This is a genomic window from uncultured Demequina sp. (assembly GCF_913055775.1).
GTDB lineage: Bacteria > Actinomycetota > Actinomycetes > Actinomycetales > Demequinaceae > Demequina.
In genome coordinates this window covers 1-21,994 of record NZ_CAJXJX010000036.1, presented here as the reverse complement: position 1 = coordinate 21,994, position 21,994 = coordinate 1, and the positions used below count along the sequence as shown (strand labels likewise).

Here is a 21,994-nt window from a genome sequence, read left to right as displayed (position 1 = left end):
CAACGGAATCGGCAGCAGGTTCAGTATTCCGAGGCTGATGCTGACGATCGCAAGAAACCCCAGAAATGCGCTGAACCCCGCCTGAGCCGTGTCCCCCGCGTACGTGGCTATCGTGATCGGCCCCGAAATATTACGCATCGAGACGTCGCCGACAACCATGCGGGCCAACATCCGGACGGTCAGCGCCGACATCTCCCATGTCTTCTCGACGCCGCCGGCAACGGCGGCGAACACCCCGTAGCGCTGCTCGGAGCGCAGGCGTTCCACGAGCCCGGCCCATTCGGCCGGCGCCTCGGCCGTGCTCGACACGCCGATCTGCCCGATCGTCGTCCGGCCGTCGAGGACCGCATTGATCTCGAGCGGCAGCTCGAGCTCCTGCCCGGCGCGCTCGACCGTCAGCGTCACGCGTCGGCCGGGCTGCTGCCGGATCAGGCCGGACCACGCTTCGAAGCTATTCACCTGTCGGCCGTCCATCGCGACGACGCGGTCCCCCGGTTCGAGGCCGGCCGCCGCGGCCGCCCCGCCCGGCACCACGTCGCCGGCATCGACGCTGGCCGAGGCGCCAAAGGCCACCACGAGGTCGGCCCCCTTCGCGGCAAAGGCCTTGAGCGCAGCGCCAACGGCGCCGGCGTCATGCGCCGCGCGCGTCGCCTCGCGCTTGGCCAGCGCCACCTGAGCGAGAGCGAACTTCTGCGCCGAGGGCGGGAACGCGTCCCAGTGCTCGCGCGCACCGGCGCGAGCGTCGAGCGCGGCGGCGAGGTCCTCGGGCACGATCAGCGCCTCGACACTGTCCAGCAGGGTCCACGAGCCGTCCGCCTGCGCACGCTCGATGACGGCGCGCCCCGCGGGCTCCATGAGACCCGCCTCCTCGAGCTCGGCGACCCGCGCCTTGTTGGTGGCGGCCCACCCCGACCCGGGCTTGCGCGGCGAGCACCAGCGCATCATGCGGTGCTCGTCGACCTTGCCGGCCTGGCCATCGACCCAGCCGAAGCACAGGCACGCTCGCACCAGCTCGTCGTACGTCAATTCGGCGCGCGCCGCTGCGGCCTTCCAGGTCACGATCCACGCGCCATCGTGCGTCTCGCCGTGGGCCGCGAGCCAGGCGCGCAGGTCCGCGGCGCTCTCGGGGTGGAGGCGCAGGCGCCCGTCGGGCGCGGGATCGATCGGGTGCACCGCGAATCCGCAGTCAGGCGGGCGCCGCGGTGAGAACGCGGGAGACGTCGACCTCGCCGTCGGCGACGAGCACCGCGGGTCCCTCGAGAACCGTCCGCGAGCCGAGGATCCGCACCGTGACCATGCCGCCGGGCACCTCGATGTCCCACACGGTGGGCGCGTCCTCGCCCGCCCACGTGCGCACCGCGATCGCGACCGCGCACGCGCCGGTTCCGCACGACCGGGTCTCCCCCGAACCACGCTCGTGGACGCGCATGCGCACGCGCCCGCGCTCCACGCCGTCCCGGACCTCGCCACCGCGGGTGACCACGAACTCGACATTCGCGCCTTCCGGCGGCGCCGGCGAGACGCGGGGCGCTCGCGTGAGGTCCAGCGCGTCGAGCTCGGCGACGGAGGACAGTGCGACGACGCGATGCGGGTTGCCCACGTCGACGGACAATGCCGGCCGCGCCGGCGTGAGGCCCTCGGCCTCGACCTCGGCATCGAAGCCGCCTCGCGCGTCGCCGGTGCTGAACTCGCCCATGCCCACGGCATAGCGGCCGTCGCCCAGCGCGGTGAGAGTGCGAGGCCCCCCGCGGGTAGCGATGGTCAGTCCGCCGGAGAGCTCCATGCCCGCCTCGCGCTCGAGGAACGCGGCGAACACCCGTGCCCCATTTCCGCACATCTCCGAGGTTGAGCCGTCGGCGTTCCAGTAGTCCATGAACCACGTGCGCGCATCGTGGCCGCCGCCCGCCGCCAACGCTCCGGCGCGGACCGCGCGGATGACGCCGTCGGCCCCGATCCCGGCGCGGCGGTCGCACAGGTACCGCACCAGCTCGGGGGTGAGGTCGACGTCGCCGCTCTCGTCGAACAGCAGCACGAAGTCGTTCTCCGTCCCGTGTCCCTTGGTGAAGCGCAGCGTGGTCATGCGCTCCAGGCTACCTGGGTCACGCGTCGTCGCTGCCGTCGCTGCCGTCGCCGAAGGCGGCGATCGCGTCGCCTGCCGCCCGCTCGACGTCCGCCGCGTCACGCGGCGCCTCGATCCAGCGCACTCGGCCGTCGGGACGGAACCACTTCGCCTGGCGCCGCGCGAGCCTGCGCGTGCTCTGCGCGATCGTCTCGCGGGTCTGTGCGGCGGTGAGCTCGCCGTCGAGGTGCCGGAGGGTCTCGGCGTACCCGACGGCACGGCGCGCCGTCACTCCGTCCCGCAGCCCCCGCTCCTCCAGGGCGCGCACCTCCTCGACCAGGCCCGCCGCCCACATGGCGTCCACGCGCGCGTCGATGCGCGCGTCGAGCGTCTCGTAGTCGAGCCGCAGGCCAATCTGCACCGCGGGAATCTCGTACTCGTGCGTGGGGAGGCTCGCGGAGAACGGCCGGCCGGTCAGCTCGATCACCTCGAGCGCCCGGACGATGCGCTTGGCGTTCTGAGCGGGAATGCGCGAGGCGGCGACGGGGTCGGCGGCGGCGAGCTCGCGGTGCAGCAGTCCCGGCCCCTCGGACTCCGCGCGGGCCTCCAGGCGCGCACGCACCTCCGGGTCGGTGGGAGGGAACTCGAAGCGGTCCAGCAGCGCGCGCACGTACAGGCCGGACCCGCCCACCACCACCGCACGCCGCCCGCGCGCGTGGATCGCGGCGATGTCGGCCCGCGCGTCGCGCTGGAAGGCCGCGACCGCCGCGTCCTCGGTGACGTCGAGGGTGTCGAGCTGATGGTGCGCGATCCCGCGTCGCTCGTCCACCGGCAGCTTGGCGGTGCCGATGTCCATGCCTCGGTAGAACTGCATCGAGTCCGCGTTGACCACCTCGCCGTCGAGCCGCTCGGCGAGCGCGAGCGACAGGGCGGACTTGCCCGTCGCTGTCGCGCCCACGATCGTGATCGCGGCGGGCGCGTGTGCGTGCCCACGAGCACTGCTGCGGGCCGATGCGGCGGCCGGGCGAGGGGTCACGCTCGCCTCAGGCGAGGGTCGCACTGGGGGCGGGCGTGCTAGGTACGGGCGTGCTGGGCGCGGCCGAGCTGGGCGCGGCCGGCCGGAGGCCGGGCAGGCCGAGGCTGACCGGTCCCCCGGCAGGGGCGCCGGTGCCGCACGAGGTGCCGCAGCCGCCGGAAGCGTGGTCGTGGTCGCCGGCCTGCACGCCATCCCAGGCGTCGCCCGCCCGGGTGGGCCGCACGCTGTAGGCGCCGCCGTCCGTGCCACTGTCGGCGATCAGGAAGTGGGGCGCCGCGCGCGTCACCTCGACGGTGACGAGGTCCCCCGGGCGTGGGCGGTCGGATCCCTCCGGGACGCCGAAGTGCACCAGTCGGTTGTCGGGAGACCTGCCCGACATGCGGGAGCGCTCGGTGTCCTTGCGGCCACCGGCGTCCTTGCCCTCGCTGTCGAGCACGAGGAGCTCGACCGTGCGGCCCACGAGGGCCTGGTTCTCCTCGAGCGAGATGCGCTCCTGGAGCGCGTGCAGGCGCGCGTAGCGCTCCTTCATGACGGCTGCGGGGATCTCGGGCAGCTCGTACGACGGCGTGCCCGGGCGGGGCGAGTACTGGAAGGTGAAGGCGCTCGAGAAGCGCGACTGCTCGACCACGCGCAGGGTGTCCTCGAAGTCCTCGTCGGTCTCGCCGGGGAAGCCCACGATGATGTCCGTCGTGATGGCGGCGTCCGGCATCGCGGCGCGCACCTTGTCGAGGATGCCGAGGAACTTCGCGGAGCGGTACGAGCGGCGCATCGCACGCAGCACCGCATCCGAGCCGGACTGCAGCGGCATGTGAAGACTGGGCATGACGTTGGGCGTGTGCGCCATCGCCTCGATGACGTCGTCGGTGAAAGCCGCCGGATGAGGCGAGGTGAAGCGCACGCGCTCGAGGCCCTCGATCTCTCCACACGCCCGCAGAAGCTTCGCGAAGGCGCCGCGGTCGCCGAACTCGACGCCGTACGAGTTCACGTTCTGGCCGAGCAGCGTGATCTCCACGACGCCCTGCGACACGAGCGCCTCGACCTCGGCGAGGATCTCGCCAGGGCGGCGGTCGCGCTCCTTGCCGCGCAGGCTCGGCACGATGCAGAACGTGCAGGTGTTGTTGCACCCGACCGAGATTGATACCCATCCGCTCGCGATCGCGTCACGGCGGCTCGGCAGGGTCGAGGGGAAGACCTGCAGCGACTCCTCGATCTCGACCTGGGCCTCGGCGTTGTGGCGCGCGCGGTCGAGCAGGGCGGGCAGCACGTCGAGGTTGTGGGTGCCGAAGACGACGTCGACCCACGGGGCCTTTTCGATGATCTCCCCGCGATCCTTCTGCGCGAGGCAGCCGCCCACCGCGATCTGCATGCCCGGCCGCTGGGCCTTCACGGAGGCCAACTGGCCCAGGTTGCCGTACAGGCGGGTCGCGGCGTTCTCGCGGACCGCGCACGTGTTGATCACGACGACATCGGCGACGTCCGCGCCCGCGGGAGCCGCCGCATATCCGGCGCCCTCGAGGAGGCCGGCCATGTGCTCGGAGTCGTGCACGTTCATCTGGCACCCGAGCGTCTTCACCAGATACGTGGGTGCGAGTGCGGTGTCTGTCATGCCTACCCTGCGACGGCGTCCGCGCGAAGTTCTCGGATCACGGTCACCTTGATCTCTCCAGCGAAGCTGAAGTCCTTGCTGATGTGCTCCGCAATTGTACGCGCCAGCTCTCGCGTGCCGTCGTCGTCGATGGCGTCGGGCTCGACCACGACGCGCACCTCGCGTCCGGCTGCCATGGCGACGACCTTCGACACGCCCTCGTGGGAGGCGACGATGTCCTCGAGGCTCGCCATGCGCTCGACGTAGCCGTCCGCGTCCTCGCGGCGCGCGCCGGGGCGGGAGGCTGATAGGGCGTCCGCGACCTGCACGATGACCGCCTCGAGGGTGTCCTGCGGCACCTCGTCGTGATGCGCCGCGATGGCGTTGACGATGGTCGCGGACTCGCCGTGCTCGTGGGCGAACGACGCGCCGAGCGAGGCATGCGTGCCCTCACGGTCGTGGGTGAAGGCCTTCCCGATGTCGTGCAGGAACGCCCCGCGGCGCGCCAGATCGACGTCCGCGCCGATGTCGCGCGCGATGTCCGCGGCGAGGCGCGCAGTCTCGACCAGGTGTGCGAGGACGTTCTGACCGTACGAGGACCGCAGGCGCAGACGGCCGAGCGTCGCGACGATCTCCTCGGGGAAGCCCATGACCCCGGCCTCCTCGATGGCGTCGAGGCCGGCGTCCGCGTGACGGCGCTCCACGCCCGCGACCGCGCGAGCGTAGGCCGCCTCGACGCGCTGGGGCTGGATCCGGCCGTCCTCGATCAGGTCCCGCAGCGTCACCTCGGCGATCTCCCGGCGCTCGACGTCGAAGCTGGACAGCTGGACGGCGTTCATGCCCTCCTCGACCATGACGTTCACGCCCGTGAGCGCCTCGAACGCGCGGATGTTGCGCCCCTCGCGACCGATGATGCGGCCCTTCATCTCCTCGCTGGGCAGTTCGATCCACGTGGTCGACGCCTCGGAGACCACGACGCCCGTCTGGCGTTGCATGGCGCCCACGAGCACCTCGCGCGCGCGGCGCTCGGCCTCGGCCATGGTCGCCTTCTCGATCCGGCGCACCTCGGACCTGGCGAGCTCCTTGGCGGCCGTGGTCTGCTCGCGGATGAGGCGCTCCCTCGCCTCCGCGGGAGTGAGCTCGGCGATCGCCGCCAAGGCGGCCTCCTCGCGCCTGCTCTGCTCATCGCGCGTCGCACTCAGGCGCTTCTCGTCGCGGGCCACGACGGTCGCCCGCTCCTCGAGAGCGCGCGAGAACTGCTGGGAGGCGCGCTGGTCGGCAGCGAGGTCGCGCTCGCGCTGGGCGACGCGCTCCTCGCGGCGCTGCGCCTCGGACAGGAGGTCGCGCGCCTCCTCGCGGATGCCGCGGGTCTCCTCGCTGGTGGACCGGCGGATCTCCGCCGCCTCGCGCCTCGCGAAGTGCACGACGAGCGCGGACGCCAGCAGCAGGACGAGGGTCGCGACCGTGGCGATCAACTGGGTCACTGCCGTACTCCTCGTCGCTTCAAGACATGCTACGTACCTGATCTATCGGCACGTTGGAGCTCCTGCACAAGCCCGTAGGCGAGGCTGGGACCGTAGCCCCGGCGGCCGAGCATCCCGACGACCCGGCGCACCTTCACCTGGTCCTCGAGACCCTCCAGGGACTCCCAACGCTTGGCGGCGAGGATTCGTGCCGCGTCCCGCTCGTCGTCCGACGAGATCTGGTCGAGGGCGTCCTCGATATGGCCCGCCTCGAAGCCCTTGCGCCGCAGCTCCTGCTCGATGGCCCGCCGCGACCGGCCTCGCTCCCGATGTCGGGTGCGCACGATGGACGCCGACAACGCGGCGTCGTCCAGCAGTCCCACCTCGCGGTAGCGCGCGATCACCTCGTCCGCGACCTCGGGATCGACGTCGCGCGAGACGAGACCCTCGCGGAGCTGCGCAGACGACCGCGCCGAGTGCGTGAGGAGCCTCAGCGCGATCTCCCGCGCGTGCTCGGCAGGATCCGCCGGAGTCGTGGTGGCAGAGCCCGACCGAGCACGCGGGGACATTCTCATCGCGACGTCAGAACGTCGCGCTCTCCTTGGCTCCCGAGCCCTTCCGGCGCTGAGCCGTCGCGCTCACGTCGACCTGGTCCTCGGCCCCGATCGCCGGCGACTGGTCCTCCTCGCCCAACGGGACGCCGATGCCGAGCTTGGTCTTGACCTTCTGCTCGATCTCGGTGGCGAGCTCCGGGTTGTCCTTGAGGAACGTGCGCGCGTTCTCCTTGCCCTGGCCCAGCTGGTCGCCCTCGTACGTGTACCAAGCGCCCGACTTCTTCACGAAGCCGTGCTCGACGCCGAGGTCGATGATGCCGCCCTCCTTCGAGATGCCCTGGCCGTAGAGGATGTCGAACTCCGCCTGCTTGAACGGCGGTGCCATCTTGTTCTTGACCACCTTGACGCGGGTGCGGTTGCCGACGGGGTCGGTGCCCTCCTTGAGCGTCTCGATGCGCCGGACGTCGAGCCGCACCGACGAGTAGAACTTGAGCGCCTTGCCGCCCGTGGTGGTCTCGGGCGAGCCGAAGAACACGCCGATCTTCTCGCGCAGCTGGTTGATGAAGATAGCCGTGGTGCCGGTCGTGTTGAGTGCACCGGTGATCTTGCGCAGCGCCTGCGACATCAGTCGGGCCTGTAGTCCCACGTGGCTGTCGCCCATCTCGCCCTCGATCTCCGCCTTGGGCACCAGGGCCGCGACCGAGTCGATCACGAGGATGTCGACGCCACCCGAGCGCACGAGGATGTCCGCGATCTCGAGAGCCTGCTCGCCGGTGTCGGGCTGCGACACGATGAGGTTGTCCGTGTCGACGCCGAGCTTCTTCGCATACTCGGGGTCGAGAGCGTGCTCCGCATCGACGAACGCCGCCGTGCCTCCCGCACGCTGGGCGTTGGCCACGGCGTGGAGCGCGACCGTGGTCTTACCGGAGGACTCGGGACCGTAGATCTCGACGATGCGGCCACGCGGAAGCCCGCCGATGCCGAGCGCGATGTCGAGGGAGATCGATCCCGTGGGGATCGCCTCGACGGCCACCCTCTTCTGCTCGCCCAGACGCATTGCCGAGCCCTTGCCGAACTGTCGATCGATCTGCCCGAGCGCTGCCTCCAGCGCCTTCGAGCGGTCTGCCGCCTGTGCCATGTCGCTTCCCATCGTCATCGGCTTGATGCCGTGCCTGTGATTCCATGAACGACGCTATGACGCGCCTCTGACATCGGCGCGACGTGGTGCCCTCAGCTGTGGAGGGCCGGCGTCGTGCACCGTCCTGTGACCACAGTAATCGAACGCATGTTCGAAGGGAAGGCGGGCGCCCGGCGTGTCGCGGTCACCGCGGCGGCGGGATCATGCGCTCGCGCACTCCCCCGTCACGACGCTCCTGCGGCACGTCCATCTGCTCGCACAGCGCGTGCCACACGTCGCGCGGCGCGACGCCCTCGTCGAGAGCCTCGCGGCACGTGCGGCTGTCGAGGGCATCGAGTGCCAGCTCGCGCGCCAGGGTGGCCGAGTAGGCCTCTCCGAAGACGTCGTCGATCAGCGACCAGAACTCGCTGTGGCGCACTAGCGGGCGCGGGCCTCGGCCAGCAGCTCGGGAACGGTGTCCGGGATCGTGGCCATGACCTGGACGGCGTCGAGCTCCTCGGCGGTCTCGAAGCGGTCGGAGACCTCGCGCAGGATCGCGGACATCGGGACGTCGAGAGCGTCGCAGATCGAGGCCAGCAGCTCCGAGGACGCCTCCTTCTGGCCCCGCTCGACCTCAGAGAGGTAACCGAGGGACACGCGCGCGCCCGAGGAGATGTCCCGCAGCGTCTTGCCCTGCGTCAGGCGGGCATCGCGGAGGACATCGCCGATCTCGTTGCGCAGCACAGGCATGCGGTTCCTCCCCCGGATGGCATTCACGCTAGTCACGTCAGGTCTAACGCAGAGTACCCCAGTCGTGTTCCCGGGGTCCACGATCCCGGCGCCGTCGGGGTTCAGCGGTGAGCGGAAGATCGAGTGATCGCCTCGTGCAGGCCGGCCAGCGCCGCCGCGACCGCCGCATCCCTCACGGCGTCCCGGGAGCCCTCGACGCGGATGGTCCGCGACCAGGCGACGTCCAGACCCACGACGGCCACGCACGCGGTCCCGGGCGCGACCCCGTCATGAGCCTCCGGGCCCGCCACGCCCGTGGTGCCGACTCCGAGCGTCGCCCCCATCACGTGCCGCACTCCGTCCGCCATCGCTCGCGCCACGGGCTCGGACACGACTCCATGCTCGTCGATCAGTCCTGGCTCGACCCCGAGGACGCGCGACTTCAGGTCCCGGTGGTAGGCGACCACGCCGCCGCGGACCACGTCGGAGGCCCCGGGCACCGAGACCAGCGCATCGCACACCGCGCCGCCCGTGAGCGACTCGCCGCACGCGACCGTCAGCCCGGCGAACCGTGCCGCGTCCACGACGTCGGCCGCCACGGCCTCACCGCGCGCCATCGGCTCCCCGCGACGCATCGTGGTCGGTGGGCTCGGGACCCGCACCCTCCCGCTGGCGCCTGACCGCCGCGACGATGCTCCGCGCGTAGTCGACACCGGTCACCACGGCCACCACGACCGCGGCGACAAGGGTCCACCACGCGAGCGTGTCGAGCCACTCCGGCCCGCCGGGCAGCAGGTAGAACCAGATCGCGGCCAGCTGCAGCAGGGTCTTGAGCTTGCCGCCGCGCGACGCGGCGATGACGGTGTCGCTCGCGACGGCCAGCCTGCCCAGGGTGACGCCCACCTCGCGCACCACGAGCACCGCGAGCGGCCACCACGGGACGCCGTCCACCCACACCAGGCACGCGAGGGCTCCGAGCACCAGGGCCTTGTCCGCGATCGGGTCCGCGAGCTTGCCGAACGAGGACACGACGCCCCAGCGTCGCGCCAGGTAGCCATCGAGATAGTCGGTCGCGGCGGCGACCATGAACAGCCCGACCGCCCACCACCGCATCGCGCCGTCGTCGCCGCCGTCGGCGAGCAGCAGCCACACCACGATCGGAACGGCGACCAGCCGGGCGGCGGTCAGCAGGTTGGGGAGGGCTGCACTCACCCGTTCACCCTAGCGGGGGCACGGCCCTGGATCCGCGATAATGGCCGCCATGCCCTCTCGTGCGCCCGCCCACGCCAGCGCGTATCGGCCCGTCGCCAGGTTCGCCGGCATCGCTGCCGCCGCGGCCATCGCGGCGGTCGCCGCGGCGTGGGCGCTCGGCGCCGGGGGCGGCGAGGGAGCCGAGGGCGCGCCCGCCGTCGCCACGTCCGCGTCGGCGACGCCCGGCGCATCGGCTCCCGCTCCCACCGCATCGGCTCCCGAGCCCTCCAGCGCCCCCACGGCGACCGAGCCCGATCCCGATCCCGACGTGGTCTTCACGCTCGTCACGGGAGGTGACGTGCTGACGCACGGGCCCGTGCTCAACTCGGCGCTGCGCGTCGGCGACGGCGAGTACGACTTCGCCCCGCTCATGGCAGGCGTCCGCGACTACGTGGAGGGCGCGGATCTCGCGGTGTGCCACCTCGAGGTTCCCGTGGCGCCGGCGGGCACGCAGCCCTCGGGCTACCCGGTCTTCGGCGCGCCGGCGGCGCTCGTGCAGGCCCTCGACGACGAGGGCTGGGACGGCTGCTCGACCGCATCCAACCACTCGATGGACCGGCGCTACGCGGGACTCGAGGCCACGCTCGACGCGTTCGACGAGGTGCGCCTCGGTCACTCCGGCATGGCGCGCAGCGAGCAGGAGTCGCTTGCCACCCAGACCTACTCGGTGCGCCAGGGCAACCGCACCATCGAGGTCGCCTCGATCTCGTTGACATACGGGCTCAACGGACTGCCCAAGCCCGACGGGATGCCGTGGGCGGTCGACACCTTCGACGCCGACGCCGCGGACGTCCAGCCCATCCTCGACGCCGCACAGCGGGCACGCGACGAGGGCGCGGACGTGGTCGTGGCGTCGGTGCACTGCTGCGTGGAGTACCGGGTCGCGCCGTCCGATGCGCAGCGCAGCATCGTCGAGCAGATCGGCGCGTCGGGCCTGGTCGACCTCTACATCGGCCATCACGCCCACGTGCCCCAGCCCATCGAGCGGGTCTCCGGCGGCGTGAACGGCGACGGCATGTGGGCCGCGTACGGCCATGGCAACTTCCTGTCGAACCAGGACACTCAGTGCTGCGTCGCCGCGACCAACGCGGGCTACATCCTGACGTCCACGATCACGGTGGATCCCGAGGGAGCCGTCGACGTGGGCGTCGAGTGGACCGCCGTCACCGTGGACCGGCTCGACAGTCACACGATGCACGTGCTGCGCGACATCCTCGACACCGGCAGCGCGCGCATCTCCGCGGCCGAGGCGCAGGCACGCTGGCAGCGGGTGGCCGATGCGGTGGGCGACGAGGCGCCCGAGCGCACCACGCCGCCCGAGGCACTGGCCGATGCGGCCTATGCTTCGCTGCGCTGGTGGCAGGCGCCGCAGGGCGACGGCTAGGCAGACACCGCAACCGCGCGGGCGCCGTGCGTCCGCCACACGTACGGCAGCGGCCGTCAGACCATGCGGTCGTCGAGGGACAGCGGGTTGTCGTGCTCCTGCGGCCGCGGATCGATGAGGCTCATCGTAAACTCGGGGTGCGACTCGTTGACGGCGCTCGCGGGCTGAGCGACGCCGAACAGCCAGCCCTGGCCGTAGCGCCACCCGCAGTGCGAGAGGAACTCCGCCTGCGCCTCGGTCTCGATGCCTTCCGCGATGGTGGCCAGGCCCAGCTCGCGCGCGAGCGCCCCCAGGGCGCGCGACACGCGCGCGCCGGCCGGGTCCTCGGGGATGCCCGCGACGAAGGACATGTCGAGCTTCACGCCGGACACGGGCAGGTCGCGCAGGTAGCTCAGCGGCGACACACCGGTGCCGAAGTCGTCCAGCAGGATGGGCACGCCGGCGTTGCGCAGCTCGGTGAGCTCGTGGCGGATGCGCGTGTTGGGGGCGACCAGGGACGCCTCGGTGAGCTCGACCACGAGCCGCTGAGGCGTGAGGTGATAGCGCCCGATCGCGCTCAGCACGCGATCCGCGAACTCCGAGTCGCCCAGCTGGTCCGCCGAGACGTTGAGCGACACCCAGGTGCTCGAGGACTGGCCGTGCGCAAGGAACTCCGCGGCCTGATCGACCAGCGCCGTGCCCAGCGCGACGGACAGGTTCTTGTCCTCGATGAGCGGCAGGAAGCTCTGCGGCAGCAGCAGGCCGCGCGTGGGGTGCTGCCACCGGACGAGCGCCTCGTAGCCCACGATCGTGCGCGTCGAGAGCTCGAGGATGGGCTGGTAGTGCAGCACCAGCTGGCGCGCCTCGATCGCCTCAGCCAGGTCGCGGGCCAGCGACGACTGGGCGTCGGTGGTCGTGCGCATCGAGGGCTCGTAGACCTCGGTGCGGCTCTTGCCCGCGGACTTGGCCCGGTACATCGCGGCATCGGCGGCGCTCAGCAGCGAGGGCGCGCCTCCCGCGATCGTGTCCTCGTCCGCCATCGCGATGCCGAGCGATGCGTGGAGCGTGATCTGATGGCGCTTGACCTGGACGGGACGCTTGAGCCCCTGGTGGACCGCCTTCGCGATCTCGAACAGCGCCTTCGACGCGTCAGGGTCCTGGACCACGATCACGAACTCGTCGCCGCCGATGCGCGCGACGGTGCCGCGCCCCGCGGTCGCCGTGCGCAGCACTCCGGCGACGTGCACCAGCGCGTTGTCGCCCATCGCGTGCCCGAACCGGTCGTTGAGGCCCTTGAAGCCGTCCAGGTCGACCGCGATGACGCCCACGCGCTGGTCGGCATCCGGCTGCTCGAGCACCTTCTGGAGCACGTCCTGCAGCAGGGTGCGGTTCGCGAGTCCGGTGAGGGGATCGTGCATGGCGCGGTGGGCCATGAGCTCCGAGTGCATGCGGTCGTCCGTCGAGTCGCGCACCTGGACCACATAGTGATCCGGCGCGCCGCCGGCGTAGCGCACGAGGCCCACGTCGAGCACCGCCCACACCACGTTGCCGTCAGCCCGCACGTAGCGCTTCTCGACGCTGAAGCGATTGGAGTGGCCGTCGTACAGGCGGCGCAGCTGATCCGTCTCCGCGTGCAGGTCCTGCGGGTGCGACAGCGCGGAGAACGGCGTGCCGCGCAGCACCGAGACGGTCGAGCCCATCATCTCCGCGAACGCGCGGTTGACCTCCATGAGGCGCCACTCGAGGTCGACCAGCGCCATGCCCACGGGTGCGTTCTCCATGGACTTGCGGAACTGCGCGTCCGACCGGTTGAGGGCCTCTGCGGCCTCGCGCAGCCCCGACGTGTCCATCATGGTCACGACCGTCACCGGCGAGCCATCCGGGCCGTCGCTGAGCGCCCGGGCGCTGACCTCGAGCCAGCGCACGTCCTCCGCCCCGCGCCGCCCGGGCACTCCCACGATCCTGGGGCGCTCGTCGGTGGTGCCCAGCCCCAGCGCCTCGCGCACCAGGATGGGGCGCAGCTGATCGTCCAGCGCCCGGAGGTTGAGCCGGCCCACCTGGACTCCCACGGCGTCGGCCTGCGTGACGCCCAGGATGGTGGCTGCCGCGTCGGACAGCAGAGCGATCTCGTCGTTCTCCGCGACGATCATGACGCCGTCGCGGGCGGACGAGAGCACGGCGTCGAACTGCCGGCGCAGGCGCTTCTCGCGGGCGAGGATCTGGTCTCGGGCCGTGCGCGCGCGATACGAGCGCCAGAACGAGAGCAGCGCGAGTCCGGCAAGGGCCAGGACGGCGATGGTCGCGCCCACAGCAACGGCAGGTGTCTCCAATGCCGCTACGAGCTCACCCACGGTTCTCCCTCAGCCTCGTCCTCGACAGCCGGAGACTCCACCGTAGCCGGAGACTCCCCTCGCAGAATAGCGAGGGTGGCCGCAAGTTCGTCTGGAGTGACCAATACCTCACGAGCCTTCGATCCTTGCGACGGCCCCACGATCTCGCGAGTCTCGAGAAGGTCCATGAGCCGTCCTGCCTTCGCGAAGCCCATCTTGAGCTTGCGCTGCAGCATCGAGGTGGAGCCGAGTTGGGTCGTGATCACCAGCTCCGCCGCGGCGATGAGGTCGTCGAGGTCGTCGCCGATGTCCTCCGCGACCGCCGCGCCGCCCGACTGCGCGACTGTGACGTCCTCGCGGTAGACCGGGTTGGCCTGGTCGCGCACGTGGTCGACGGCCGCGTGGATCTCGGACTCCGACACCCACGAGCCCTGGACGCGCATCGGCTTGGACTCCCCCATCGGCAGGAACAGCGCGTCGCCCTGGCCGATGAGCTTCTCCGCACCCGGCATGTCGAGCACCACGCGGGAGTCAGCAAGCGACGACGTCGCGAACGCGAGGCGCGACGGCACGTTGGCCTTGATGGTTCCCGTGATGATGTCGACCGAGGGTCGCTGCGTCGCGAGCACCAGGTGGATGCCGGCCGCGCGCGCGAGCTGCGTGATGCGCTGGATGGACTCGTCGACGTCGCGCGGGGCGACCATCATCAGGTCCGCGAGCTCGTCGACGATCACGAGCAGGTACGGGTAGGTCTTGATCTTGCGCTCAGAGCCTGGCAGCGGCTTCACCTTGCCTGCCCGCACCGCCTTGTTGAAGTCGTCGATGTGCTTGTAGCCGAACATCGCGAGGTCGTCGTACCTGACGTCCATCTCCTTCACGACCCACTCGAGCGCCTGCGCGGCCTTCTTGGGATCGGTGATGATGGGGGTGATGAGGTGCGGGATGCCCTCGTAGATCGACAGCTCGACGCGCTTGGGGTCCACGAGAACCATGCGGACCTCGTCGGGCGTGGCGCGCATGAGGATCGACGTGATCATCGAGTTCACGAAGGACGACTTTCCGGCGCCCGTGGCTCCCGCGACCAGCAGGTGGGGCATCTTCGCGAGGTTCGCGAGCACGAACCCGCCCTCGACGTCCTTGCCGATCCCGATCGCCATGGGGTGGTCGTTCTTGATCGCCGCCTGGGAGCGCAGCACGTCCCCGAGCGACACCGTCTCGCGGTCGATGTTCGGGATCTCGATGCCGATCGCGGATTTGCCCGGGATGGGCGACAGGATGCGCACGTCCGGGCTCGCGACCGCGTAGGCGATGTTCTTGGACAGCTGCGTGATCTTCTCGACCTTGACGCCCTGGCCCAGCTCGACCTCGTAGCGGGTGACGGTCGGGCCACGAGTGAAGCCCGTGACCTCCGCGTTCACGCCGAAGTCCTCGAGCACGCCCTTGAGGGCGTCCACCACGCGGTCATTCGCGGCCGAGCGGGTCTTGTGCGGCGCGCCCTTCGCGAGCACCTCCATCGACGGCAAAACGTACGGCGTGGAGTTCTCGAGCTCGCCCTGCTCGCCCGACGGGACGATGCTCGTGGTGGGCGGGGGCAGCCTGTCGCCCGCCGCATCGGCCGTCTCCATCGCCGCGGTGTCGACGTCCTCGCCCGCCGGCTCGTACGGCGACACGGGCCCGGTGGAGGTGGGCAGCAGCTCGGTGCCGTCCATGGGGGTCGCCGCGCTGGGGGCCGATGCGCCGGCCGGGTCGATGATGTCGTCGAACTCCGTGCGCTCGATGCTGGTCGCGGAGGCGAAGGCCTCGTCCGCCTCGTACGCGTCGAGCTCGGCGTCTCGGGGGGCATCGTCCGAGCGGGCGCGCCCCAGGAAGCTGCGCTTCTTGCGCGGCTTCCGCGCCCCCGCATCGGCGCGCTCGAGCGTCCCATGCTCGGGCAGATCGAGCTCGTCGTCGATGTGGCGGCCGTTCGCGCCGCCAAACTGCATCTTCGCGCGGGCGATGAGCTCGCGCAGCGACATGCCGATGATGATGAGGACCGCCAGGAGTCCCAGCAGGATCAGCACCACGACCGCGAGCGGCGTCGACAGCGCCCACGCGAGCGGCGTGCCGATCGCGAAGCCCAGGATGCCTCCTGCCTCCTGGATGCCCTGCGCTCCAGCGCCGGGTGACGGCTGGCCGGCCTGGATGTGGAGGAGTCCGTCGACCGCCAGGACCAGCAGCAGTCCCCCGAACGTCATGCGGTGATTGGCCTGCTCCTCGCCCGGGGCGCGGAACAGTCGGATGGCCGCGCCCAGGAGCGCGATCGGCATGATCAGGGCAAGTTTGCCGACCAGCCCGGCCGCCGCCCAGTGGATCGCGGTTCCCGCCCAGGACTCGAGGCCCCACCACTCGCGCGCGGCGATGATGATCGCGACGATGATCAGGGAGATGGCGAGCCCATCGCGACGGACCTCGGGGCTGACCTCCTTGGCGCCGCTGCCGATGCGGCGCACACCGCCGCCCACCGCGCCGGAGACGCCCCTGCCCATCGCGGCGGCACCGCGCAGGGCGGCCGGGGGCTGCTTCTTCTGGGGCGCCTTCGACCGCGATGCAGGCGCCTTCGGACGCGTGCCCGTAGAACGTGACTGAGCCATGCCACCGGACGCTACCCGCGCATCGGCCCGATGCACGGATGCCACCCCGCGCACCGGCCCTTTCGAGCGATTACGACTCGATGACGATCGGGATGATCATGGGGCGGCGACGCAGCTTGGTGCCCACGTAGCGGCCCAGAACCCGGCGCATCACCTGCTGCAGCTGGTGCTGGTCGGTCGAGCCGGTGCGGGAGGCTTCCTCGAGCGCCTGCTTGATGTTCGGCAGGACGGCATCGAACACCGAGTCGTCCTCCGCGAGACCCCGCGCGTGGACCTCCGGCCCGGACACGACCTTGCCGTTCGAGGAGTCGATGACCGCGAACACGGAGACGAAGCCCTCCTCCGACAGGATGCGCCTGTCCTTCAGCTCGGTGTCCGTGATCTCGCCCACCGAGGATCCGTCGACGTACACATTGTGGGTCTCGACCGCGCCCACGACCTGCGCGCGGCCGTCCTTCATGTCGACCACGACGCCGTTCTCCGCGAACACGACGTTCTTCTGCGGAACGCCGGTCTTCATCGCGAGCTTGCCGTTGGCGAGCAGGTGACGTACCTCGCCATGGACGGGCATCACGTTCTTGGGCTTGACGATGTTGTAGCAGTACAGCAGCTCGCCGGCGCTTGCGTGGCCGGAGACGTGCACGCGCGCGCTGCCCTGGTGGACCACCGTGGCGCCCAGGCGCATCAGCCCGTTGATGACGCGGAACACGGCGTTCTCGTTGCCGGGGATCAGCGACGACGCGAGGATCACCATGTCGCCGGGACCGACCCTGAGCTTGTGGTCGAGGCTCGCGATCCGACTCAGCGCGGCCATGGGTTCGCCCTGCGAGCCGGTGCACATGTAGACGACCTTCTCGGGCGGCATGTCGTCCGCCTTGCGCGCGTCCACCAGGATGTTCGCGGGAACGTCCAGGTAGCCCATCTCCGCGGCGATGTTCATGTTGCGCACCATCGAGCGGCCCACGAACGCGACGCGGCGGCCGTGCGCGTGCGCGGCGTTGATGACCTGCTGGACGCGGTGCACATGGCTGGAGAAGGACGCGACCACGAGCCGCCCCTCGGCCTGCGCGAACATCTGGTCCAGCACGGGGGTGATCTCGACCTCGGAGGCCGTGAAGCCCGGCGCCTCCGCATTGGTCGAGTCCGTCATGAACAGGTCCACACCGCGCTCGCCCAGCTTGGCGAAAGCACGCAGGTCGGTGATGCGGCCGTCGAGCGGCAGCTGGTCCATCTTGAAGTCGCCCGTGTGAAGCACGGTGCCGGCGTCCGTGGTGATGAACACCGCGAGAGCGTCCGGAATCGAGTGGTTGACGGCCACGAACTCGAGGCCGAACTTCCCCAGCTGCTCCTGCTGCCCCTCCTTCACCGCCAGGGTGATGGGCTTCATCCGGTGCTCCTTGAGCTTGGCCTCGATGAAGGCCAAGGTGAGCTGAGAGCCGATGATCGGGATGTCCTCGCGAAGCCGCAGCAGGTACGGCACGGCGCCGATGTGGTCCTCGTGACCGTGCGTGAGGACGATGGCCTCGACGTCGTCCATCCGGTCCTCGATGTAGCTGAAGTCCGGCAGGATCAGGTCAACGCCCGGCTGGTGGTCCTCGGGGAACAGCACGCCGCAGTCGACGATGAGCAGGCGGCCGTCGATCTCGAAGACCGCCATGTTGCGGCCCACCTCGCCGAGTCCTCCCAGGGGGACGATGCGCAGGGTGCCGGGCAGCAGCGGCTTCGGTTCGGTCAACTCGGGGTGGAAGTTCACAGGGCTCCTAGGGAAGGGCGACCCCCGCTGCACTGAGCGCGGACGCGAGCGAGGCGTACTCGTCGTCGTCGAGCGGCAGGAGCGGCAGACGCATGTGTCGCCCCGGGATGACGCCCAGCAGCTGCATGGCCGCCTTCGCGTTCGCGGCCCCGGGGCCGTTGAAGATGGCGTCGTGGACGGGCAGCAGCCCGTCGTGGAGCGCCTGGGCGCCGGCGGTGTCGCCAGCGTCGTGCGCGGCGATCATCGCCGCGATGCGCTCACCGGCCACGTGGGCGGATACGGAGACCACGCCCACCGCGCCGGCGCGCAGAAAGTCGAGAGTGAGGGGGTCATCGCCCGAGTACCAGGCGAGACCCGTGCGGGCGATGCGATCCTTCGCGGCTTCGACGCCGCCCGTCGCGTCCTTGTTGGCGACGATGGTGTCGAGCTCCGCGAGCGCGTCGAAGGACTCGTCTGTGAGCGCGACGCCGGTCCGGCCGGGGATGTCATAGAGCATCACCGGCAGGTCCGAGGCGTTCGCGACCGCGGTGAGGTGCGCGACGATGCCCTTCTGCGAGGGCTTCGAGTAGTACGGCACCAGGCCCAGGATGCCGTCGACGCCGGCCTCCGCGCCCTGCTCCGCCATGCGGATCGCGTGAGCCGTGTCGTTCGACCCGGCGCCCGTGATGAGCGTGACGTCAGCGCCCACGGCCTCGCGCACGGCGTGGATGAGGTCCACCTTCTCGGGCGCGTGCGTGGTGGGCGCCTCGCCCGTGGTGCCCGACAGCACCAGGCCGTCGGAACCGTGCGCGACCAGGTGCTTCGCGAGCCTGGCGGCGGCGTCGAAGTCGATCTCGCCGTCCTCGCGAAGTGGCGTGACCATGGCGGTCAGCACGGTGCCGAACGGGCGCGAGGTCGTCATGGCCCTAACCTACCGCGACCAGGCCCCTCGCTCCCCCGCGATCCCCGCGGTCGATTCTCACTCGCCCAAGCCCCTAACCGAGCGAAATGGATCCATTTCGCTCGTGTAAGGGCGTTGATGAGTGAGAATCGACCGCCAGGAGGGCCGATGCGCGCGGCAGGGTCGCGCCCGCCTCACCTCTCGCCGCGGGTCGCCACCGTGAGCAGCACGGCGGCATCGGTGACGGCCTCGAGGCCGTGCCGGGCTGGCGGGATCACCAGGTAGTCGCCCGCGCCCATCGCGAGCTCGCGATCGCCCGCGCGGAAGGTCACCTCGCCGCGCAGCACCTGGAGCGTCGCCTCGCCGGGGCTGTCGTGCTCGTGGAGGCTGTTCCCGCCGGCGATCGCGATCAGCGTCTGACGCAGGTCGTGGTCGTGGTCCCCCGCCAGGGTGACCGAGGCGCGTCCGCTCGCGGCGTCATAGGCGAGCGCGAGCTGCTCGTCGATGAGGTCCGCCAGGTCCACGATGGCCATGGCGCCATCATGCCCCGATGCGGAGCGGAGCGCGCGAGATGCGCCCGGGTCAGCCCGCCGCGACGATGCTGTCGACGTCGGTCGCGCTCAGCTCTCCCGAGCCGTCCACGACGAGCGTCGCCTCGGTCGCCTCGAAGGCCGGGATCGCCTCGCCGTCGATGCCGACCGCGGGGAACGTGATCGCGTCCACGCTGGCCTCGGGTTCGGACAGCTCGACGATGACCGAGTGGGTGCCACCCGCATCGGTGCCGACCAGGATCGCGCGAGGGGTGGTGTCGCCGAAGACCGCGTCCCACTGCTGGACCACCTTCGAGATGGGCGCCTCCGAAGCGCCGCGCTCGCCATCGATCGTGAGACCCACGACCACGGACGAGGGATCGATGAGCGTGATCGAGTCCGAGGTCACGGTGGCGCCCTGCGCGGCGATGACCCACAGGTCGCCGTCGGCACGGTCGTTCGAGGCCGCCGAGATCACCCACCCGCCGAACACCCCGATCGCGAGCGCGACGACGGTCACGGCGGCCGTCACCCGGATGCCGGTGCGCCGCGGCTCCTCGGTGACCTTGATCTCCTCGGACCCCTTGCCGGTCTCGCTCACGCTGCACTCTCCCCTGCACTCCGCTGAACTCCTGCCGAGCCTAGTGTGGCGCATCGGCCCGGTCTTCACGGCATCGGCCCGTCTCGCGCCGCCGCGCCGCGGCCAGGCGTACGCTGTCCGCATGCCCACGATCCCCACGCCGTACGAAGACCTCCTGCGCGACGTGCTCGCGACCGGCACGCGCAAGGACGACCGCACGGGCACCGGGACGCTGTCGGTGTTCGGCCGGCAGCTGCGCTTCGATCTGTCGCAGGGCTTCCCGCTGATCACCACCAAGCGCGTGCACGTGCGCTCCGTCGTGGGCGAGCTGCTGTGGTTCCTGCGCGGCGACACCAACGTGCGGTGGCTGCAGGAGCGCGGGATCTCCATCTGGGACGAGTGGGCGGACGACGACGGCGACCTCGGTCCCGTGTACGGCTACCAGTGGCGGTCGTGGCCCGCTCCCGGCGGCGGCCACGTGGACCAGATCGCGAACGTCATCGACTCGATCCGCACCAAGCCCGACTCGCGCCGCCACATCGTGAGTGCCTGGAATCCCGCGCTCGTGGACGAGATGGCGCTGCCGCCGTGCCACGCGCTGTTCCAGTTCTACGTCGCCGACGGCAAGCTCTCGTGCCAGCTGTACCAGCGCAGCGCGGACCTGTTCCTGGGCGTGCCGTTCAACATCGCGTCCTACGCGCTGCTCACCCACATGATCGCCGCGCAGACGGATCTCGCGGTGGGCGACTTCGTGTGGACCGGCGGCGACTGCCACATCTACTCCAACCACCTCGAGCAGGTCGAGCTGCAGCTGAGCCGCGACCCCTACCCGTACCCCACGCTGAAGCTGCCGGCGAAGGACTCGCTGTTCGACTACGACATCGACGATGTCGTGATCGAGAACTATCAGCACCACCCGGGCATCAAGGCCCCGGTCGCGGTCTAACTCGATGCTGAGGGCGATCTGGGCTCAGGCGCGCGATCACGCTGGCCGGCCCGTCATCGGCGCCGCCGGCGACATGCCCTGGCATCTGCCCGAGGACCTCAAGCACTTCTCGTCCCAGACCCGCGGCGGCGCGGTCGTCATGGGCCGGCGCACGTGGGAGTCCTTCCCCGATCGCTTCCGGCCCCTGCCGGGCCGGGTCAACGTGGTCGTCACCTCGGCGGAGTCCCTGGAGGGGGCCGATGCGGTGGTGGGCTCGCTCTCCTCCGCTCTGGAGACGGCGGCTCGGCTCTCGGAGGATGGCAACGTCTGGGTCATCGGCGGCGGACGGGTCTACGGCGCCGCGCTGGAGGCCGTGGACGAGGCGGTCGTCACGGAGATCGATCTCGAAGTCGACGGCGACACCTACGCGCCGGTCCTGGACCCGGCGCAATGGGAGCTCATCGATGCCGGCCCATGGGAGACCTCGACGAGCGGGCTGCGCTACCGCTTCCTGACCTACGCGCGGCGCTGAGCGCGGCCACCTGCCTCCCACGAGGTCCTCAGTGCCCAGAATCGCGCGATCCGGACACTGAAGACCTCACAGCGCGCACGCTCCGTCGGTGGCAGGATGACGGCATGGCGTATCGCGTCCCTCACCGCATCGAGACGAATCGCCTGGTGCTGCGCCGCTACGTCGAGTCGGACGCGGAGGCGCTCGTGGCCGTGGTGGGACACAACACGGAGCACCTGCGCCGCTACATGGAGTGGATCCAGTTCGAGCCGCAGTCCGTGGAGCAGCGGCGCGCCGACTACCATGGCCGCCAGTGCGATGACCGCGGCCAACGACGTCGTCACCCGGTGTTGCCCCTCGGCGACCTGGTACGTGGGGACGACGCCGGTGACGACGAAGGTGAAACCACCCACCAGCAAGATCGCGACGGCGTTGGTGCCGACGGCGACCAGAGCGATCACGGTCCAGAAGATCAGATGCGTGAAGAGATAGCCGCCGGGTACCAGGTCGAGCATCGTCCTGACTCTGCGAAGAAGGATGAAACGGGCGCCCTGAATATGCCCGAGCAGCAGGGCGCTGTCACCCCTCAGGCCTCCAGCCTGCGGATGCGCCGGACGCCCATGCGGAGGGGGAGCCAGACGGCCAACGCCGTGAGGAGCGCCGCGCCCGTGAGGCCCATGAGCAGGGGCACCAAGGAC

General features: G+C 70.8%; 21 protein-coding genes. 3 read left to right on the top strand and 18 right to left on the bottom strand.

Features of this window, described 5'->3' with window-relative positions:
- From QZ483_RS05415 to pgsA, 11 genes are all read right to left on the bottom strand, one after another.
- The coding region (locus QZ483_RS05415; protein WP_297081965.1) for a site-2 protease family protein at positions 1 to 1,173 on the bottom strand (1,173 nt) is incomplete at its 3' end.
- A 13-nt stretch (positions 1,174 to 1,186) separates the two neighbouring features.
- Positions 1,187 to 2,080 carry a diaminopimelate epimerase gene (gene dapF / locus QZ483_RS05410; RefSeq protein ID WP_297081964.1) on the bottom strand — a complete coding sequence of 298 codons (894 nt, stop codon included), beginning with the start codon at positions 2,078 to 2,080 and terminating at the stop codon, positions 1,187 to 1,189.
- A 19-nt stretch (positions 2,081 to 2,099) separates the two neighbouring features.
- Entirely contained in the window at positions 2,100 to 3,026 is a 927-nt protein-coding gene (gene miaA, locus QZ483_RS05405) for a tRNA (adenosine(37)-N6)-dimethylallyltransferase MiaA (protein ID WP_297081967.1), read from the bottom strand.
- 76 nt (positions 3,027 to 3,102) lie between these two features.
- Positions 3,103 to 4,701 carry a tRNA (N6-isopentenyl adenosine(37)-C2)-methylthiotransferase MiaB gene (gene miaB / locus QZ483_RS05400; protein ID WP_297081963.1) on the bottom strand — a complete coding sequence of 533 codons (1,599 nt, stop codon included), beginning with the start codon at positions 4,699 to 4,701 and terminating at the stop codon, positions 3,103 to 3,105.
- 2 nt (positions 4,702 to 4,703) lie between these two features.
- On the bottom strand, positions 4,704 to 6,164 hold the full coding sequence (gene rny, locus QZ483_RS05395; RefSeq protein ID WP_297081962.1) for a ribonuclease Y: 1,461 nt from the start codon (positions 6,162 to 6,164) through the stop codon (positions 4,704 to 4,706).
- Positions 6,165 to 6,193: 29 nt separating this feature from the next.
- Positions 6,194 to 6,712, bottom strand: a complete 519-nt coding sequence (locus tag QZ483_RS05390; RefSeq protein WP_297081961.1) for a regulatory protein RecX — start codon at positions 6,710 to 6,712, stop codon at positions 6,194 to 6,196.
- A 13-nt stretch (positions 6,713 to 6,725) separates the two neighbouring features.
- Positions 6,726 to 7,835: a recombinase RecA gene (recA, locus tag QZ483_RS05385; RefSeq protein WP_297081960.1), complete on the bottom strand. Its 1,110-nt coding sequence runs from the start codon at positions 7,833 to 7,835 to the stop codon at positions 6,726 to 6,728.
- A gap of 184 nt (positions 7,836 to 8,019) precedes the next feature.
- The gene (locus QZ483_RS05380) at positions 8,020 to 8,253 is read right to left on the bottom strand and encodes a DUF3046 domain-containing protein (RefSeq protein WP_297081959.1); all 234 of its coding nucleotides are present in this window, start codon (positions 8,251 to 8,253) and stop codon (positions 8,020 to 8,022) included.
- Positions 8,253 to 8,564: a helix-turn-helix domain-containing protein gene (locus tag QZ483_RS05375; RefSeq protein WP_297081958.1), complete on the bottom strand. Its 312-nt coding sequence runs from the start codon at positions 8,562 to 8,564 to the stop codon at positions 8,253 to 8,255. Before QZ483_RS05375 ends, QZ483_RS05380 begins: the two co-directional genes overlap by 1 nt.
- Before the next feature lie 101 nt (positions 8,565 to 8,665).
- Entirely contained in the window at positions 8,666 to 9,160 is a 495-nt protein-coding gene (locus QZ483_RS05370) for a CinA family protein (RefSeq protein WP_297081957.1), read from the bottom strand.
- Positions 9,147 to 9,755: a CDP-diacylglycerol--glycerol-3-phosphate 3-phosphatidyltransferase gene (gene pgsA, locus QZ483_RS05365; RefSeq protein WP_297081956.1), complete on the bottom strand. Its 609-nt coding sequence runs from the start codon at positions 9,753 to 9,755 to the stop codon at positions 9,147 to 9,149. Before pgsA ends, QZ483_RS05370 begins: the two co-directional genes overlap by 14 nt.
- A 49-nt stretch (positions 9,756 to 9,804) precedes the next feature.
- Here pgsA and QZ483_RS05360 point away from each other — a divergent pair, with 49 nt between their 5' ends.
- The gene (locus tag QZ483_RS05360) at positions 9,805 to 11,178 is read left to right on the top strand and encodes a CapA family protein (protein WP_297081955.1); all 1,374 of its coding nucleotides are present in this window, start codon (positions 9,805 to 9,807) and stop codon (positions 11,176 to 11,178) included.
- A gap of 56 nt (positions 11,179 to 11,234) precedes the next feature.
- Here QZ483_RS05360 and QZ483_RS05355 read toward each other — a convergent pair whose 3' ends face one another.
- The 6 genes from QZ483_RS05355 to QZ483_RS05330 all read right to left on the bottom strand — a co-directional run bounded on the left by QZ483_RS05355 (position 11,235) and on the right by QZ483_RS05330 (position 19,881).
- On the bottom strand, positions 11,235 to 13,508 hold the full coding sequence (locus QZ483_RS05355) for a bifunctional diguanylate cyclase/phosphodiesterase (protein ID WP_297081954.1): 2,274 nt from the start codon (positions 13,506 to 13,508) through the stop codon (positions 11,235 to 11,237).
- Complete coding sequence (locus QZ483_RS05350; protein ID WP_297081966.1) at positions 13,493 to 16,012, bottom strand: DNA translocase FtsK; 2,520 nt, start codon at positions 16,010 to 16,012, stop codon at positions 13,493 to 13,495. Before QZ483_RS05350 ends, QZ483_RS05355 begins: the two co-directional genes overlap by 16 nt.
- 175 nt (positions 16,013 to 16,187) lie before the next feature.
- Entirely contained in the window at positions 16,188 to 17,870 is a 1,683-nt protein-coding gene (locus tag QZ483_RS05345; RefSeq protein WP_297081953.1) for a ribonuclease J, read from the bottom strand.
- Positions 17,871 to 17,877: 7 nt separating this feature from the next.
- Positions 17,878 to 18,771 carry a 4-hydroxy-tetrahydrodipicolinate synthase gene (dapA, locus tag QZ483_RS05340; RefSeq protein ID WP_297081952.1) on the bottom strand — a complete coding sequence of 298 codons (894 nt, stop codon included), beginning with the start codon at positions 18,769 to 18,771 and terminating at the stop codon, positions 17,878 to 17,880.
- A gap of 173 nt (positions 18,772 to 18,944) precedes the next feature.
- Entirely contained in the window at positions 18,945 to 19,283 is a 339-nt protein-coding gene (locus QZ483_RS05335; RefSeq protein WP_297081951.1) for a cupin domain-containing protein, read from the bottom strand.
- Positions 19,284 to 19,332: 49 nt separating this feature from the next.
- Positions 19,333 to 19,881, bottom strand: a complete 549-nt coding sequence (locus QZ483_RS05330; protein ID WP_297081950.1) for a hypothetical protein — start codon at positions 19,879 to 19,881, stop codon at positions 19,333 to 19,335.
- 121 nt (positions 19,882 to 20,002) lie between these two features.
- Between QZ483_RS05330 and QZ483_RS05325 the strand changes: the two genes are divergently transcribed.
- Positions 20,003 to 20,806 carry a thymidylate synthase gene (locus tag QZ483_RS05325; protein ID WP_297081949.1) on the top strand — a complete coding sequence of 268 codons (804 nt, stop codon included), beginning with the start codon at positions 20,003 to 20,005 and terminating at the stop codon, positions 20,804 to 20,806.
- A 4-nt stretch (positions 20,807 to 20,810) separates the two neighbouring features.
- Positions 20,811 to 21,317, top strand: a complete 507-nt coding sequence (locus QZ483_RS05320) for a dihydrofolate reductase (protein WP_297081948.1) — start codon at positions 20,811 to 20,813, stop codon at positions 21,315 to 21,317.
- On the opposite strand, the gene QZ483_RS05315 is transcribed toward QZ483_RS05320, so the two are convergent.
- On the bottom strand, positions 21,302 to 21,811 hold the full coding sequence (locus tag QZ483_RS05315; protein ID WP_297081947.1) for a hypothetical protein: 510 nt from the start codon (positions 21,809 to 21,811) through the stop codon (positions 21,302 to 21,304). The genes QZ483_RS05320 and QZ483_RS05315 overlap by 16 nt on opposite strands.
- Positions 21,812 to 21,994: the final 183 nt, after the last annotated feature.